This window comes from Salegentibacter sp. BLCTC, from assembly GCF_015143665.1.
Taxonomy (GTDB): Bacteria; Bacteroidota; Bacteroidia; order Flavobacteriales; family Flavobacteriaceae; genus Salegentibacter; species Salegentibacter maritimus.
On record NZ_WYEW01000006.1, the window covers coordinates 253,538 to 268,322 of the forward strand.

The 14,785-nt window shown below is 38.2% G+C and carries 12 protein-coding genes; 6 read left to right on the forward strand and 6 right to left on the reverse strand.

Features of this window, described 5'->3' with window-relative positions; translation table 11 throughout:
* Positions 1-130: 130 nt before the first annotated feature.
* The 6 genes from GUB10_RS09250 to GUB10_RS09275 all read left to right on the forward strand — a co-directional run bounded on the left by GUB10_RS09250 (position 131) and on the right by GUB10_RS09275 (position 5,895).
* Positions 131-1,795: a peptidase domain-containing ABC transporter gene (locus GUB10_RS09250; protein ID WP_193711151.1), complete on the forward strand. Its 1,665-nt coding sequence runs from the start codon at positions 131-133 to the stop codon at positions 1,793-1,795.
* A gap of 2 nt (positions 1,796-1,797) precedes the next feature.
* Positions 1,798-3,165: an HlyD family secretion protein gene (locus GUB10_RS09255; protein ID WP_193711152.1), complete on the forward strand. Its 1,368-nt coding sequence runs from the start codon at positions 1,798-1,800 to the stop codon at positions 3,163-3,165.
* A gap of 8 nt (positions 3,166-3,173) precedes the next feature.
* Entirely contained in the window at positions 3,174-4,550 is a 1,377-nt protein-coding gene (locus GUB10_RS09260) for a TolC family protein (protein ID WP_193711153.1), read from the forward strand.
* A gap of 511 nt (positions 4,551-5,061) precedes the next feature.
* The gene (locus GUB10_RS09265) at positions 5,062-5,349 is read left to right on the forward strand and encodes a rhodanese-like domain-containing protein (protein WP_193711154.1); all 288 of its coding nucleotides are present in this window, start codon (positions 5,062-5,064) and stop codon (positions 5,347-5,349) included.
* Between the two features lie 2 nt (positions 5,350-5,351).
* Entirely contained in the window at positions 5,352-5,669 is a 318-nt protein-coding gene (locus GUB10_RS09270) for a rhodanese-like domain-containing protein (protein ID WP_193711155.1), read from the forward strand.
* A gap of 4 nt (positions 5,670-5,673) precedes the next feature.
* The gene (locus tag GUB10_RS09275) at positions 5,674-5,895 is read left to right on the forward strand and encodes a hypothetical protein (RefSeq protein WP_193711156.1); all 222 of its coding nucleotides are present in this window, start codon (positions 5,674-5,676) and stop codon (positions 5,893-5,895) included.
* 187 nt (positions 5,896-6,082) lie between these two features.
* Here GUB10_RS09275 and pflA read toward each other — a convergent pair whose 3' ends face one another.
* The 6 genes from pflA to GUB10_RS09305 all read right to left on the reverse strand — a co-directional run bounded on the left by pflA (position 6,083) and on the right by GUB10_RS09305 (position 14,771).
* Positions 6,083-6,868: a pyruvate formate-lyase-activating protein gene (gene pflA / locus GUB10_RS09280; RefSeq protein ID WP_193711157.1), complete on the reverse strand. Its 786-nt coding sequence runs from the start codon at positions 6,866-6,868 to the stop codon at positions 6,083-6,085.
* A gap of 133 nt (positions 6,869-7,001) precedes the next feature.
* Positions 7,002-9,245: a formate C-acetyltransferase gene (gene pflB / locus GUB10_RS09285; protein WP_193711158.1), complete on the reverse strand. Its 2,244-nt coding sequence runs from the start codon at positions 9,243-9,245 to the stop codon at positions 7,002-7,004.
* 324 nt (positions 9,246-9,569) lie between these two features.
* Positions 9,570-10,850, reverse strand: coding sequence for an OFA family MFS transporter (locus GUB10_RS09290; protein ID WP_193711159.1), 1,281 nt, complete (start codon positions 10,848-10,850; stop codon positions 9,570-9,572).
* Between the two features lie 207 nt (positions 10,851-11,057).
* On the reverse strand, positions 11,058-12,986 hold the full coding sequence (locus GUB10_RS09295; protein WP_193711160.1) for a heavy metal translocating P-type ATPase: 1,929 nt from the start codon (positions 12,984-12,986) through the stop codon (positions 11,058-11,060).
* Between the two features lie 174 nt (positions 12,987-13,160).
* Complete coding sequence (locus tag GUB10_RS09300) at positions 13,161-13,571, reverse strand: Fur family transcriptional regulator (protein ID WP_193711161.1); 411 nt, start codon at positions 13,569-13,571, stop codon at positions 13,161-13,163.
* A 9-nt stretch (positions 13,572-13,580) separates the two neighbouring features.
* Positions 13,581-14,771, reverse strand: coding sequence for an efflux RND transporter periplasmic adaptor subunit (locus tag GUB10_RS09305; RefSeq protein ID WP_193711162.1), 1,191 nt, complete (start codon positions 14,769-14,771; stop codon positions 13,581-13,583).
* Positions 14,772-14,785: the final 14 nt, after the last annotated feature.

Consider the following 14,785-nt stretch of genomic DNA (forward strand, 5'->3'; position numbering starts at 1 on the left):
CTTTTTTTCATCTGCAAACAAGTCTTAAAATAATCGTTAAAATTTAACCTGGGTTACAATAAACTTTTTTTTGTAATTTATTTTTGCAATTAAAATACATATAATTTATAGATCTCTATAGTATTACTTAATGAATAAAACCAAACCAGGCACAAGCGTAAAACGACTTTGGAACCTACTTAAATTAGATAAACGCGATGTAAAACATATACTATTTTATGCTCTTCTCGCCGGTTTAATAAACCTAGCCGTTCCTTTAGGAATACAAGCTATTGTAAACCTTATCCAGGGAGGTAGGGTAAGCACCAGCTGGGTTATTTTGGTTATCCTCGTTACCCTTGCCGTAGGAATGGTTGGTGTTTTTGAACTTCTACAGCTTAGATTGGCAGAAAATATTCAGCAAAAGATTTTTACAAGGTCTAGCTTTGAATTTGCTTATCGGTTTCCGAAAATTAAAAGTGAAGCATTGCAAAATATTTATCCTCCCGAATTAGCAAATCGCTTTTTTGAAACCATTACTGTACAAAAAGGTGTAAGTAAAATTTTATTAGACCTCCCCGCAGCAACAGTTCAAATTATACTGGGTGTAGCTTTGCTTTCCCTATACCACCCGTTCTTTATCTTATATGGATTATTGCTTGTTTTACTACTTTACCTTGTTTTTAAATTTACGGCAGCAAAAGGTTTAAAAACAAGCCTGGACGAATCTAAAAACAAGTACCAGGTTGCCTATTGGATACAGGAAATAGCCAGAAACCTAAAAAGCTTTAAAATTTCAGGAAGGAGCAAATTGGCAATAGAAAAAAACGACCGATTAACTGCAGAGTACCTGAAAGAAAGGGAAGACCATTTTGGGGTGTTAAAAATGCAGTATGTTAAACTAATTGTCTTCAAAATCCTTGTGGCAGGCGGATTATTGGCTATTGGAGGACTTTTGGTGCTAAATCAACAAATGAATATTGGACAATTTGTAGCCGCCGAAATCATTATTTTATTGATAATTTCTTCAGTAGAAAAATTAATTAGAGGCTTAGAAGATATTTATGATACCCTAACTTCACTTGAAAAGATTGGGCAGGTAGTAGACAAACCACTGGAAGCTTTTGAAAATCAAAACTCTGTAGACATCTCCAATGGAATTAAGTTAGAATTAAAAGACGTAGCCTTTGAACCTGATGGATATTCGGTTCTTAAAGGAATTAACTTCACCCTGGAAGCGCAAAAAACTTTATTAATTACTGGGCCTGCTGGTAATGGACGTACGAGTCTTTTAAAACTTATTTCAGGTATTTTCACCCCTACCAACGGAAAAATTTACATTAATGACACTGCAAGGCACACACTGGTTTTAAATGAATACAGGCAACATTTGGGTACCGTTCTACCCGATGAAATTCCCTTTGAAGGCAGCCTTTGGGAAAATATAACCTTTGGAGATACCTCTATCTCAGATCAGGATATAGACTGGGCACTGGAACATTCGGGACTAAAAGATTTTGTAAAAGACCAACCCGATGGAATCTTTTCCCAAATCCATCCGGAAGGTAGGTATCTTTCTACCTTAATAGCCAAAAGAATCATTTTGGCCCGTGCCATTGTTAGGAAGCCTTCAATTCTAATCTTAAAAGAACCTTTGGAAAAATTTGAACCCCGGGAACAGAAAAGAATATTTAAGTTTTTAACTGAGCCTATAAATAAATGGAGCCTTATAATAGCCAGTAACGATGAGATATGGACAGAGGTTTCCGATACACGCATAGAATTGCGGGAAGGTAGAATCGTTAAATCCCTGTAGTTATGCTGAATATTTCTGAAGAAAAATTAAATGAACGAATAGACATCACTGATTCCAAATCGGGGAAATTTGTATTTTTTAGAAAACATTACACAATATTCAATAAAGTACTTATTGGTCTTTTTGTTGTATTTGTTATTATTCTCTTTTTACCCTGGACACAAAATATTAGAGCTACCGGAAATGTTACTACCTTAAGCCCAGAGCACAGACCGCAAACCATACAATCTCCCATTCCGGGGCGTATTGAAAAATGGTATATAAACGAGGGGGACTTTGTAAATAAAGGAGATACCATTCTACAAATTTCGGAAGTTAGTAGTGACTATTTTGACCCTAATCTTATAAGCAGAACTTCCGGCCAGATTGCTGCTAAAACCCAATCGGCTTCAACTTACGATGAAAAGATTGCTGCGTTAGGAGAGCAATTGGCCGCCCAGCAAAACGAAAGGGAATTAAAGCGTAATCAGGCTATTAATAAAATGGAGCAATCCCGTTTAAAGGTAGTTAGCGACAGTATAAAACTTGAAGCGGCAGAGACTCAGGTAGAAATTGCCCAAACGCAATTTGAGCGCACACAAACCCTTCAGCAAGAGGGCTTAAAATCGTTAACCGAATTAGAAGCCAAACGTTTAAAACTTCAAGAAGCGCAAGCTAAATTAATTGCCCAGCAAAATCAACTATTATCCAGTAGAAATGAAGTGATAAATGCCGAAATTGAGATCAATAGGATTAAGGCCGAATACGCCGATAAAATTTCAAAAACCCGGCAGGAAATTTTCACTTCCAAAGGCAATCAGTTTAGCACCAGGGCCGAAGTAGACAAACTTGAAATTCAACTTTCCAATTACGAGCAGCGCAGTAAATTATATTATATCCTTGCTCCACAAGATGGTTATGTTAATAAAGCTTTGCGCGCAGGTTTAGGCGAAACTTTTTCCCAGGGCGAACAATTAGTAGGTATTATGCCTTCAAATTACCAAATGGCAGTAGAAACTTTTGTAAGACCTTTAGATTTACCTTTAATTCACGTGGGCGAAGAAGTTCAGGTTCAATTTGACGGCTGGCCTGCAATTATATTTAGTGGTTGGCCAAATCTCTCCTATGGTACTTACAGTGCAAAAGTAGTAGCAGTAGAAAACTATATTTCTCCCAACGGTAAATACCGCGTATTACTAGCCCCCAACCCAAATGATAATCCGTGGCCAAAACAAATAGGTATTGGAAGTGGAGCCCAAACTATTGCTCTGTTAGAAAACGTACCTATTTGGTACGAAATATGGCGAAACTTAAATGGTTTCCCCCCAAATTATTATGCGCCAAATAATAGCCCACAAGAGAAACCGGTAAAGAGCAAAACTAAAAAATAGAATAAAAAATGCGTTTAGCACACTATTTATTAATGTTGTTTTTTGTTTGCTCCCAGGCATGGGCACAAACAGAGCACTTAAGCTATACCGAGTTTTTAGAAAAGGTAATTAGTGAGCATCCTGTGGTGAAACAGGCAAATCTTGTAAGCGAAATTGGCGATGCCAGGGTTCAAACTTCCAGAGGTGGTTTCGATCCGCGTTTTGTGGTAGATTATAAAGAAAAACAATACAAAGGCACCGAATACTACAAACTTTTAGATGCTCAATTGCAAGTACCTATGTGGTATGGCCTAAAATTAAAGGGCAATTTTGAGCAAAACCAGGGTACTTATATAAATCCGCAAAACAAAGTCCCTGAGGCCGGACTTTTTCAAGCAGGAGTAATTTTATCCCTTGGCGAAGGCTTATGGATAAACTCCCGAATGGCAGGTTTACGCAAAGCCCAGGCATATAACGCACAAAGCAAAGCTGAACAACAACTCTTAGTAAATGATATTCTTCTAAAGGCATCTTTTAGTTATTTTGAATGGCTACAAGCCCACGAAAAACTAGCAATTTTTGAAGATTTCCTAAGCAATGCCAACCAACGCTACCGTGGGGTTAAACGAAGTGCAGAAACCGGCGATATTGCAGGAATAGATACTGTTGAAGCGAGGCTTAACATACAAGAGCGCAAACTGCAGATGAACCAGGCGGCAGTAGAGCTAAGAAAAGCGAGGCTAAAACTCTCTACCTATTTATGGAGCCAGGATCAACCCCTACTTTTACAAAATGGTGTGGCACCGGTAAATACAGATGTCATTTTAGGAGACCTACTTGTGGAAATTCCTGAATTAAATTTTGAAACCCACCCACAATTGGCATTTTATCGCCAAAAAATAAAAGCGCTACAAATAGAAAAACGCTATCGCTTTAATAAGTTATTACCGAAGGTAGATGTTGAGTATAATTTTCTATCGGAAGAACCCGAAAATTTTGAAACATTTAATGCCGATGCCTATAAGGCCGGTTTAAAAGTTTCTATGCCTTTATTTTTAAGAAAAGAACGTGGAGATCTTAAAATTGCGGAATACGAGTTACAGGATGCCAGGCTGGAACTTAATCTTAAAAATAATCAGCTAGAGGCTAAAGTTAATGCTTTGCAGCAGCAGCTTCAGGCTTTTTTACAGCAAGTAGACATGAGCAAGCAAATGGTAGCTGATACGCAAACCTTATTAGATGCCGAAGTACGAAAATTTAATTTTGGCGAAAGCTCAATCTTTCTTATAAACACTCGCGAAAATAAATTTATAGAATCCAGGCTGAAGCAATTAGATATTCAAATAAAGTTTCTAAAAACCCAGGCCGAATACCTACAAGTACTTGGCAGCAATGCCCTACCCTAAAATTCAAAATTTTTAAAGTTACCAAAAAGCCTAATGAATTCAATACTTATCCCAAAAACGGGATTTGATGTTCCCAGGCTTGCCAAGAGGTAATTTACTTCTGTTATTTATTTAAGGTATTTAAAAATATGTAGATAAGCCAGGCTATTAGCCTAGAATATACAGCAACAAGCCTTACTGTATCTCATCCCTTAATATTTGTGATCTACACAACCGGGTTGCCTATTTTTATTACTTCCCATAGCATACTTCAAAAGATTGTACTCAATTCAATTTAAAAAACTCCTTATTGCAAGGCTTTAGGAAACTCATTTTATTGTTTTGGTTGCTGGCTGCCGAATATCCAACTTTTCAGTAAAAACCTAATGAGTATCATAGCACTACAAAATATTTATAAGTATAGACCTCTATCTTACAGAATCTTATGTAACAAAAGTAACTGTAATACACGGGCTTTAAGCTTAGTTTTGCAACTGAAAATCAAGAAATTATTTATTTAAAAATAATGATGATGAGCACAAAAGAAGAAATAAGCAAAAGTACCGGCGGTAGCATTGTAGATGTTCGTACACACCAGGAATTTATGGGCGGAAGTGTTTCCGGCTCGGTTAATATTCCGCTTCATGAAATTCCACACCGAGTAGATGAACTAAAACAAATGCAAGCACCCTTAATTTTATGCTGTGCCTCGGGAAACCGAAGCGGACAGGCAGCGAATTATTTGAGCAGGCAGGGCATAGATTGTATTAATGGCGGCTCTTGGCTGGAAGTAAATTACCTAACTCAGCAAGAAGTATAAATATGATTGTAAAACTTAAACGACTATTAGGCATTAAACCTGCACCCAATTATAATGAACTTTTAGAAGAAGGCGGACTAATAATAGATGTAAGAACCAAAGCAGAATTTGTAGGTCGGCATATTAAAGGATCTAAAAACATGCCTTTACAAAATTTAGGTACAAGCCTTACTAGTTTAAAAGACAAAGATAAACCCATTATAACCTGTTGCGCATCGGGAATGCGCAGTGCTTCTGCGAAAAATCTCTTAAAGTCTCACGGCTTTACCCGGGTATACAACGGCGGCAGTTGGGCTCGGCTTCAAGAAAAAATTTCTTAAGCTTATGAAAACAAGAATCACGAGCGGCTGGACCTGGATTCGGGCTGCCTACTTATTTATTGGCATTTTGGTAATGATACAAAGTGCTTTAGAAGGCCAATGGATTGGTATAGCCCTTGGTGCCTGGCCGGCTGCAATGGGTCTTTTTGGACTTGCCTGTGCAGCAGGAAATTGTTCTACGGGAAATTGTGAAGTTCCTCATAAAGAAAAACACATTAGTAAATAACTTTAGAACAAGCTCACAAAGCATGAATATTTGAAAATATGATTTGCTTACGAGGCAGGTCTCAGAGGATTAAATCTGGATTATAGAATCAAAATAATTGCTCGCCACCAGGCGGGCTTAGTGTTTTTACGCTTTTAAAAAAATTGGGATTAAAAGAAATATTAAGTTAACACATTTACAACTTTGCCTACCCCACCTCCACTCTCCTAAAATATTGCTGAAGAATATCTGAAGCCTTTTTTAAGGAAGTAATTTCAGGACTTTCTACGTGCTCCAATTCATATTTCCACCCAAGGGCTTCCCATTTATGTACTCCCAATTTATGATAAGGGAGAATTTCTATCATTTCAATGCTTTTATAATTTTTGAAATGATCTCCCAGCTGATGTAAGTACTCTTCCTGATCTGAATAACCAGGCACCAGCACATAGCGTAACCACATAGGTTTACCGGTAGACTCCCTATATTCGGCGAATTTCAGGGTATTTACATTAGACAGTCTGGTAATTTTATGATGCCAATCGTTATTTATATGTTTAATATCTAACATCACAAGATCTGTGGTTTCCAGTAAGTCTTTAGTTTGCTTATCTATCACTTTTCCATTGGTATCTAAAGTAGTGTGAATGCCCTCTTTATGAAGTTTGTTGAATAACTCTTTTAGCATAGCACGCTGCAAGAGTGGTTCGCCTCCAGAAATAGTGACGCCTCCATTCTTTCCGAAAAATGGTTTTTGTTTTTTGGCTTTGGCTACAATTTGATCCAGACTCATTAAAGTACCACCGTCTATACTAATGGTATCGGGATTGGCACAATACAGGCAATGAAACTGGCATCCCTGAACAAATATTACCAATCTAATGCCCGGCCCGTCATGTGTTCCAAAAGTTTCAATAGAATGTACCCGTAAAGCTTCCGCCTTCTGTAAATTAGCTATTAAATTACCTGAACCTGTTATACTTGTGTTTTTCATAAGCTTTTAGAATCAAGCTCCCTAGACCGGCAGCTATGTATGAGCAAAAATTTAAATTAAAAGATGAGAGAACCTGCCAGGTTTAACTAACAGGATCTCTCACCAACTAACACAAAAACTAAAAAAACCAATTTTATAAACTTTCGTGGAAGGTTCTGGTAATCACTTCCAGTTGATGGGCTTTGGAAAGCCTTGTAAAGTTTACGGCATAACCAGAAACCCTTATAGTTAATTGAGGATAGTTCTCCGGATTTTTATAAGCATCCATTAAAGTATCCCTATCTAGAACATTTACGTTTAGGTGATGTGCCCCCAGTTCAAAATACCCGTCTAACAGCCTACTAAGGTTTTCTATTTGATCTTCCCTGCTACTTCCCAAAGATTTTGGAATAATAGAAAAGGTATTGGAAATTCCGTCCAGGGCATCTCTATAATCTAATTTTGCAACAGAGCTAAGTGCTGCTACCGCACCATCGGTATCTCTCCCATGCATTGGGTTAGCTCCCGGAGCAAAAGCTTCTCCTTCTTTTCTGCCATCTGGGGTTGTTCCTGTTTTTTTACCATACATTACATTAGAGGTAATGGTAAGTAAAGAAAGGGTAGGCCGTGCATTTTTATAGCAGGCGTGCTTTGCCAATTCTTCAGAGAAAAACTTTGTTATATATGCGGCAATTTCATCTACCTTATCATTATCATTTCCAAATTTAGGATAATCGCCCTCTACAATAAAGTCTACCGTTAACCCATCTTCATTTCTTACAGGTTTTACTTTTGCGTATTTAATGGCAGAAAGGGAATCGGCTATAATTGATATTCCTGCGGCCCCATAGGCCATATCAATACCGGGATCTGAATCTATTAAAGCCATTTGAGCTTTTTCATAATAATGCCTATCGTGCATATAATGAATTATGTTCATGGCCCTGGAGTAAACTTCTGCAATTTGGCTCATTGATTTTTTAAAGTTCTCCATCACAGCTTCGTATTCTAAATACTCCCCTTCTAGTACCGAGATATCCTGAAGCACTTTCTTTCCTGAAATTTCTTCGCGACCTTCATTTAATGCCATCAATAAGGTTTTTGGTAGGTTTGTTCTGGCACCAAAAAACTGAATTCTTTTCCCTAATTCCTGGTAAGAAACGCAGCAAGCGATCCCATAATCGTCAGAGCCACGTGTTTCCCGCATTAGGTCGTCATTTTCATATTGTATAGAAGAAGTATCTATAGAAACTTTTCCGCAGAACTTTTTAAATCCTTCCGGTAAATCTTTAGACCAAAGCACGGTAAGGTTAGGTTCTGGCGATGCGCCCAGATTATAAAGGGTTTGCAAAAATCTAAAGGATGTTTTGGTTACTTTGGTCCTTCCATCGTTAAATTGGCCTCCAATAGCCTCGGTAACCCAGGTGGGATCACCACCAAAAATTTCGTCGTATGCGCCGGGCCTTAAGTGGCGAACCATACGTAGTTTCATCACAAACTGGTCTACCAATTCCTGTGCTTCAGACTCGGTGATAAGGCCTTTTTCTAAATCTTTTTCAATATAGATGTCTATAAAATTAGACACATTACCTAGCGACATAGCAGCACCATCCTGTTCTTTCACCGCCGCTAAATAGGCCATATACAGCCACTGAATAGCTTCTTTTGCAGAGGTTGCAGGCCTATTTAACTCCAAGCCGTAAGAATTGCCTAGAACGATCATGTCTTTTAAGGCTTTTATCTGCGAAGTAATCTCTTCGCGCAAACGTATTTTATGCTCATTCAACACGCCATTTACCGCTTTTAAATCGTTTTTCTTGGCTCTAATAAGTTCATCGGCACCATATAAAGCCAGGCGACGGTAATCTCCAATAATTCTTCCCCTGGCATAGTTATCGGGAAGGCCGGTAAGTATCCCAAGAGATCTGTACTGTTTTATTTCATCGTCATAGGCCGAAAAAACACCATTATTATGGTCGCTGGTATGTTTAAACACGTTTTTAACCTCCTCAGCAACTTCCAAACCTCGTTCTGCAACGGCTCCTTCCACCACGCGTATTCCTCCAAAAGGCTTCATAGCCCTCTTTAATAACTCATCGGTTTGTAAGCCAACAATAAGTTCTAAATCTTTATTAATATATCCGGGTTTATGACTTGTAATACTTGAAATAGTTTCAGTATCAATGGCCAGGCAACCACCTTTATTTCTTTCTTCCAGCATAGCTTCTAAGCAAATCTGCCAAAGCGTAGTGGTTCTTTGTGTGGGACCTTCCAAAAAGGAATCGTCTCCATAATATGGGCTTACATTTTTTTCAACAAAAGCTTTTACATCTATTAAGGGAAGATTTAAAAGTTTTTTTTCAATAAGATCTTTTGTTTCTGCAGTTTGACTTTTCATAATACAGCATTTTGAATGAAAGAAATTTGGGTGTTTTTTTAACCTTAGCGGGTCCTTTTATTAATATGCATATAAAATAACTGCTCTTTGAGCCCATAATTACTGATTGAAATCATATTTAGACATAAGCATTTGAAAAGAAGGCAACTACAACGATTTTGTTAATAAGTTTTAAACAGCTTAAAAGGCAAGCAATTTTTGGTAAGTTCTGAAAGAAACCTGGGCTATTAAAAAACCGCCTAAAAACTTAGATATCATTAAACCAAATAACGATTCAAAAGTTTTTAGGCGGTTCTTTCTATATATAGAAAGCCTACTCAGATTTTAGCTTAAGATTGCTTTAGTTTGTTTTTTGGCATGAATAGCTATTTTTCTTTTTTTCAATTTTCGAATCTCCAATATGGTTAGCACCGATAAAAACAAGGCGATTACCAAAAGGCCAGCAAAGAAATATAAGGTACCATTATAACTATTTGAAATAGACCTGGCCCAGGCAGCAAACAAGGGCCCTGCCATACCTGCTGCAGCCCAGGCGGTTAAAATATACCCATGTATGGCCCCGAGTTCTTTAGTTCCAAACATATCGCCTATATAAGCGGGAATAGTAGAAAAACCACCTCCGTAACAAGATAAAATTAAGAAAATAAGCACTTGAAATATGAAAGCATTGCCGGCAGAAGGCAATAAAAAGAACGCGATAATCTGAATACTAAAAAACAAGGCAAACATGAGGGGCCTTCCTATAAAATCAGACAAAGTTGCCCAGCCTATCCTACCCGCACCATTAAACAAGCCCATAAGTCCTACCATAGTAGCAGCAGCTACCACGCCCATCCCGGCATATTCCTGGGCCATAGGCGAAGCTACCGAGATAATTGCAATCCCACAGGAAATATTTATAAAAAGCATCAACCATAAATACCAGAACCTTTTTGTCTTTACCGCTTCATTGGCAGTAAGCTGCGAAAGATCGGATTTCAGCACTTTCTTTCCGGTTTTTGTAATTTCTTTAAAGCCTTCAGGCAGCCAATCTTTAGGAGGTGGGGCAAGATATAGAGAAGAAATCAATATTAATATAAAGTAGATACTGCCCATTATAAAAAAGGCATTTGCAATACCCACTGCCGCAATAAGATAAACAATTACAGGGCTACTAATTAGCGCCGCAAATCCGAACCCCATAATAGCCAGGCCGGTTGCCAGCCCACGTTTATCGGGAAACCATTTTACCAGGGTAGAAACAGGGGTTATATACCCTAAACCCAGTCCTACGCCCCCAAAAACACCATAGAATAAGTATAAAAGATAAAGGGATTCTAAATGAATTGCAATTCCCGAGCCTATAATTCCAACTCCGAAGAAAATGGCGGCAAGAAGCCCCGATTTCCTGGGACCTTTTTTTTCGAGATAATGGCCCAAAAAGGCTGCCGATATTCCCAGAAAAAATATTGCCAAACTAAAGGTAAACTGGGTATCTGCCAGTTCCCATCCAAATTTTTCAATAAGTGGTTTTGTATAAACGCTCCAGGCATAAACCGAACCAATCGAAATATGGATTCCTACTGCTGAGGCTGCAATAAGCCATCTATTTTTAACTTTTTCCATATCTAAAATGTTTTTAGGATTTACAAAGTAAAAATATGGGCGTGCAAAAAAACCTGACCAACATCAGGATATAGAGTATTAAACATATTTCTATAAAAAGTTAAAAAAGTATAGTCGGATTAGTTTTTTAGGAACCGGTAGAATAACCGGGCTATATCATTATGGCCGTAAAAAGCGTACCAGCTCTATAACCCGGTTTTATGGCTATTAAAATTTCTTCTTTTGTAACCTAACGGAATTTAATATAGCCAATAGTGCCACTCCTACATCAGCAAAAACGGCTTCCCACATCCCGGCGCTTCCCATGGCTCCAAGTAATAGAACCAAAGCTTTTACGCCAAATGCCATCCCAATATTTTGCCATACAATATATCTAGTACTTTTTCCAATTTGTATTCCCTGTAAAATTTTAGATAATTGATCGGTTTGTATAACCACGTCGGCTGTATCTATGGCTACATCGCTACCAAGTGCCCCCATAGCAATCCCCACATCGCTGCCTGCCAATACCGGGGAATCATTAATGCCATCTCCCACAAAAGCAATTGTTCTTTTGGCGTCTTTTTTAAGTTCTGTAAGTTCACGTAGCTTATCCTGCGGTAACATTTCCCCTTTTGCATTGTCTATATCCAGTTTGGCAGCAACTTCCCGAACAATTGCCCGGGTATCTCCCGAAAGCATAATTATTTCTTTTATTCCATAGTTTTTCAATGCCTCAAGACTGGCTTTGGCATCCTCTTTTAATTCATCTGCCAGGGTGATATAACCAACATATTTATTGTCTATGGCCAGCCCTACAACAGATGCTGCAATTGCCTCCAATTCTTTTGGAAAACTAATATGGTACTGTTCCATAAGTTTAGGGTTGCCGGCAAGTACCTGCTTCCCGTTAATCACTCCTACCAGGCCTTTTCCAGAAATCTCTTTAAGATCTTTTACTTCATAATGTGTTGTTGCCTCTATTTCGGCAAGAATTGCTTTGGCAATAGGATGGGTAGACTTACTTTCTAATGCCAGCAAATAATCAAAAAATTTTGATTGGTCTATTCCTACTGTTTCTACCTTTTGAATTTTAAAAATCCCTTTGGTAAGCGTTCCCGTTTTGTCTACCACCAGGGTATTTATTTTAGTTATTTTATCTAAAAACGAAGCTCCTTTAAATAGAATTCCATTTGCCGATGCTGCTCCCAATCCGCCAAAATAGCCTAAAGGAATAGAAACAACCAATGCACAAGGGCAGGAAATTACCAGGAAAACCAGTGCACGGTACAACCAGTCATTAAAAATGTAATCTTCTATAAAAAAATAGGGTAAAAAAGTAAGTGCTAAGGCGGCAAACACAACAATAGGTGTGTAGATGCGGGCAAATTTCCGAATAAACAATTCGGTTTTAGACTTTCTGGCACTGGCATTTTGAACTAGATCAATGATCCTGGCTACCGCACTATCTTTAAAAACTTTTGTGGTCTCTATTTCAATAAGCCCCTCCAAATTGATCGCCCCGCTTAATACCTGCTCATTCTTTCTTATAAGTCTTGGTTTACTTTCACCGGTTAATGCAGCGGTATTTAGCCGGGCTTTATCAGAAAGAAGTTTTCCGTCTAGCGGAATCTTTTCGCCGGGCTTTACCTGTATTTTCTCGCCAATCTTCACTTTCTCCGGATGCAGGCTTTCAAACCTATTATCTCTCCAAACCGAAGCGATATTGGGGCGAACATCTAATAAAGATTTTATACTGCTTTTAGCCCGCTTTACGGCATTTTCCTGAAACAACTCACCTACGGTATAAAATAACATTACCGCTACGCCTTCTGGATATTCTTTAATAGCAAAAGCTCCAATAGTAGCTATAGACATTAGAAAAAATTCGGTAAAAAAATCTCCTGCCCAAATATTTTTAATTCCATTTTTAAGCACCGGAAAGCCTACAGGGATATAGGCCAGGATGTACCAACTTAACCTTATAAAACCTTCAAAAAAAGAAACCTCAAAAAGGTCTAAAAGAAGTCCTGATACAAGAAGAAAAAAACTAAGAGCGGCAGGAAAATATGTCCTAAAAATTTCTTTCTTGTTTTTCTTAATGTGCTTTTTTCCTTTTAAATGCTCATCCCGGTATTTTATATTGTTCCTTTTCATAATTCTGAATACTTGTTTATTTAATTTAGAACTTCAAATTACGAGCAAGATGTAGTGCCACAGAAGTGCATTTATTCCTATAATAAAATAGGGCTGCTTGAAAATATACTTTTCAAACAGCCCTATTTACAAGCTTGCTTTCTTAAGGCCTGCACATACTAGACCCATAAGGAGCTAGCCCTCACATTGATCGCAAATACCCTTTACCACTAAATTGGCATCTTTTACCACAAAACCTTTAGGCAAATTAATATGCGGTATTTTCCTATCGGTTAAACACTGTGTTTCATTACATTTTACGCAGTGAAAATGAAGATGGAGGTCTTGCGGATCACACATACAATCTTCTTCACAAAGCGCATATTTTTGAACGCCCGTACCATCATCAATTTGGTGAACCACTCCCTTCTCTTCAAAAGTTTTTAAGGTGCGGTATAAGGTTGTTCGGTCAGATTGCCCCATAAAGTCTTCAATATCGCTAAGGCTGCTGGCAATGTTTTTCTTTGCCAGGTAATCATAAACCAGAATCCTTACCGCAGTGGGCCTAATACTTCTTTCGCTTAATTTTATCTGAATCTCTTCCATAACATCATTTTAGTGAGAATGCCCGCCTTCATCCTTATTCATTTGAGCATCTAAATAATACGCATTATTTTGAACAAAACGGGTTGCTTTTGGAAGGTCTTCCATTATTTTTACAGATACCCAACCATTAACAACTTCACCCTTAATAATTTCTACAGGCCGCATACTCCAGTCTTCTCCTTCTTCCTGGGCGGTAAAAGCATAGTAGCTTTCCCCATCTCTAAAAATAGCTTCTTCGGGAAGGGCCAAACTTTGTCTATTTTCTATATGTATCCTGCCTTTTACGTACATCCCCGGGATTAAACCTTGTGGTTTATCCTTTATTTCAGCATGTACATGTACGGCCTTTGGATCTTGTTCAAAAGTTTTACTTATAGAAATAATATAAGCTTCAATCTCTTCTCCCGGCTTAGACGCCACAGAAAATGTTACATTCTGCCCAACTTCAACTTTTGCCACATCCTTTTCAAACACCATTAAATCGGCGTGAACATGATCTGTATTTACAATTTCGAACATAGAAGTTTGAGAAGCCACATACTGACCGGTTTTAACATTCACCTGCTCTATAGCTCCTTCAATAGGGCTTCTCACCGGAATTTGCTGGATGATATTTCCCTCTTCTATAGTTTTGGGGTTAAGGTGTAAAAGTCGCAATTTGGAACGCAAACCTTTTACACGGCTTCTGGAACTCTCTAAGGCAGCCTCTGCTCTTTGAAAAGTCTCTCCCGAACCTACACCCTCGTTATATAAAAGCTCCTGGCGCGCAAATTCTTTTTCCTGTAACCTCTTGTCGGTAAACGCATCCAGGTATTTGGTTTGTATCTCAATAATATCGGGATGACTTACATACGCAATTACTTCTCCTTTGCTAACCTGGTCTCCTTCTATCACCAATATTTTAACCACATTTGCCCCCATTACCGTGGTTACCGTGGCCTCGCTTTGCGGCGGGACTTCCAATTGCCCGTTGGCCGATACAAAACCACTTATATTCCTTTTGCTTAAGGTATCTATTTTTATCCCCAGGCTTTCAAACTGATTTTTTGTAAGCATTGCCTCTTTAACATGTGTCGTCTCTTTATTTTCTTTAGAGGTTTCAGTTTCTTCGGCTTTGCTTGTATTCTCGTTACAGGAGAAAAAGCTGAATATTATTAAAATCAGGAAACTATATTTTGTATATCTACTTAAGTGTATCATTCTTCTAATTGTTT

Coding starts and splice junctions, on each gene's coding strand:
- GUB10_RS09250 (WP_193711151.1), top strand. CDS start 131: ATGAATAAAACCAAACCAGGCACAAGCGTAAAACGACTTTGGAACCTA.
- GUB10_RS09255 (WP_193711152.1), top strand. CDS start 1,798: ATGCTGAATATTTCTGAAGAAAAATTAAATGAACGAATAGACATCACT.
- GUB10_RS09260 (WP_193711153.1), top strand. CDS start 3,174: ATGCGTTTAGCACACTATTTATTAATGTTGTTTTTTGTTTGCTCCCAG.
- GUB10_RS09265 (WP_193711154.1), top strand. CDS start 5,062: ATGAGCACAAAAGAAGAAATAAGCAAAAGTACCGGCGGTAGCATTGTA.
- GUB10_RS09270 (WP_193711155.1), top strand. CDS start 5,352: ATGATTGTAAAACTTAAACGACTATTAGGCATTAAACCTGCACCCAAT.
- GUB10_RS09275 (WP_193711156.1), top strand. CDS start 5,674: ATGAAAACAAGAATCACGAGCGGCTGGACCTGGATTCGGGCTGCCTAC.
- pflA (WP_193711157.1), bottom strand. CDS start 6,868: ATGAAAAACACAAGTATAACAGGTTCAGGTAATTTAATAGCTAATTTA.
- pflB (WP_193711158.1), bottom strand. CDS start 9,245: ATGAAAAGTCAAACTGCAGAAACAAAAGATCTTATTGAAAAAAAACTT.
- GUB10_RS09290 (WP_193711159.1), bottom strand. CDS start 10,850: ATGGAAAAAGTTAAAAATAGATGGCTTATTGCAGCCTCAGCAGTAGGA.
- GUB10_RS09295 (WP_193711160.1), bottom strand. CDS start 12,986: ATGAAAAGGAACAATATAAAATACCGGGATGAGCATTTAAAAGGAAAA.
- GUB10_RS09300 (WP_193711161.1), bottom strand. CDS start 13,571: ATGGAAGAGATTCAGATAAAATTAAGCGAAAGAAGTATTAGGCCCACT.
- GUB10_RS09305 (WP_193711162.1), bottom strand. CDS start 14,771: ATGATACACTTAAGTAGATATACAAAATATAGTTTCCTGATTTTAATA.